Origin of the sequence: Aphanothece microscopica RSMan92 (assembly GCF_046613545.2) — a bacterium.
Classification (GTDB): Bacteria; Cyanobacteriota; Cyanobacteriia; order PCC-6307; family Cyanobiaceae; genus NIES-981.
On sequence record NZ_JBKKKY020000151.1, the window covers coordinates 1 to 1,843 of the forward strand.

The window sequence follows — 1,843 nt, forward strand, 5'->3', positions numbered from 1 at the left end:
GCGCTCACAGCATCCGCCTCAATCTCCATCCCAAACCCCACCGCGACATCAGCCGCGACAGCGCACCATCAGAAGCCCGCGCCGCAAGGTGGGTCCCAGACAACGGTTACGTTCAGGGCATCGCGCAGGTCATCAAGGGGTACCCATAGGATTGCCGCCCGCTGGGCTACAGCCTCACGATCCTTGTCCCATTTCGTCCAAAGGCTCGAAGGGCCTCTCGCAGTGTCGAGGAGGCGCCGCGCGATCTTCGGAATCGCGCTCTCCACCGGGAACTTGAGGGGCGGCCGGTTACTGTATTCGTAGAGAATCCGCCTGATCTCGCTGAGCCGTTCTTCGTCGGTCATCGAGCGTTCAAGCCCTGGCGGTTACGCGGCGTCGCGGACGCTGCCTCGGCAGCTTCCCATGCGTTCTAGCAGCATTCGCTTGACGTCCCTGGCCCAGGGCTGCGCTGCGTAAAAGCGCCACATGCCTCTCCTATCCGAGAGATCACCATCGAGCATGGCTTGCACCATGCCCTTGGAGAGTCCGAAGCCACGCGCCACAGTATGTTCGATTAGAACGTGCGCACGAACCTGATCCTGCGGCTCGCCCCGATCCGCCAAGTAACTTTCGAAGCCACCTTCGCGAAAGCGAGGGTTGGCATCACAAAGTGCGACCGCAGCGGCTGCGACACGTCGCAGGTCCGCCTCGTCCAGCCTAGGCCACCACATGGCGTCGAGGTAAAACTTGTTGAGGTGGAGGCCGGACACCAAGCGCCGAGCGATCCAATCGAAGACCATCGAGTTGAGTATCGCCAAGCCTGCAAGTGCGGTTGTGCGATCCCTGAACACAAGTACTGGTGCGGTGTTACCGCACCACCATGCGTCCGGGACGAGCGTCGCGTGAATCGTCCGAGTGTTGGTAGCGGAGGTCACATCGCATATGGCCACGCGCGCCTCACTGCCGGTACGCGGCGCGATGACGAATTGAGGGCGGCACGAAGCCAAAGGTCTGTCGCCGTTCAGCTCCCATCGTGCCGTCCGGCCGGAGCCGCTGACCCAGCTCTTCTGGAAGCAGTCATACTGCCCTACCATCCGCCCCTCGACGAGCGGCACCAGCTCCTGTTCTGCTGCACGCGGAGGCCGTTTGGCTCCCTGCGTTGCTGCAGAGTCCTCCCATCGCGCGAAGAGCCCCTTTGCTCGGTCTAGGGTGAGGTCTACCTCACGCGTGTAGCGCACGCTGCCTAAGCTGCCTCCGCTGAAGAAGGGTGAGCCAACGGCCGCGACATGAGATAAGATTTCAAGTTCCTGCTGGGAGCGCACCTCTGGGATCATGTTGCCGCGCCCCCCAAGGCGCTCCAGATGTTCGCGCTGTAGGGTGACGTGCTCCGCGCCAAGCTCCGCCAGTGTGATGCACATGCCCCGTACACCGAACGCATGCGTGCCGGTGGCCGACCGGGAACCGATGAGGACGCCGAACTTATAGCGGCTGTCGATTGGAAACAGCCTGTCAATGTTCTCGATCACCGACCAGCGCTCGATCGCGATCTGATTGAGGTAGCGCTGCCGGAGCGGCGCCATCCCCGCATCTGACGCTAGCGCCGCCGGGATCAGCGCGCCGAGGCGTCCACCATCGCGCAGCAGATGCGGGGCAAGCTCCACAAAGCCCTTATAAAGATTCCTGTCGCCGCGCCCCTGGGCGCTGAAGAGTAGAGGAAGGTCAGCATCACCTTGCCGCTGTTCGCCAAGGCGTGCGGCGATCGCCTTCCTCGCCGCGGCAGCCGGATGGCCATCGGGCAAAGCGTGGCGGAGCGACTCCCAGGGCGGGTTCATCAGGAGAGCATCGAAGGGGACACGCGCCTTTC

Annotated in this window: 2 protein-coding genes; both read right to left on the reverse strand. The window is 63.2% G+C overall.

Translation table 11 applies throughout. From position 1 onward, the window contains the following. Positions 1-68 precede the first annotated feature (68 nt). On the reverse strand, positions 69-344 hold the full coding sequence (locus tag ACLD7X_RS16515; protein ID WP_425625404.1) for a hypothetical protein: 276 nt from the start codon (positions 342-344) through the stop codon (positions 69-71). Positions 345-365: 21 nt separating this feature from the next. Beyond that, on the reverse strand, positions 366-1,843 hold a 1,478-nt coding region (locus tag ACLD7X_RS16520; protein ID WP_411424777.1), incomplete at its 5' end, for a hypothetical protein.

What these genes read in the sequence shown, in the direction of transcription:
- ACLD7X_RS16515 (WP_425625404.1), bottom strand. Translation starts at nt 344, where the DNA reads ATGACCGACGAAGAACGGCTCAGCGAGATCAGGCGGATTCTCTACGAA.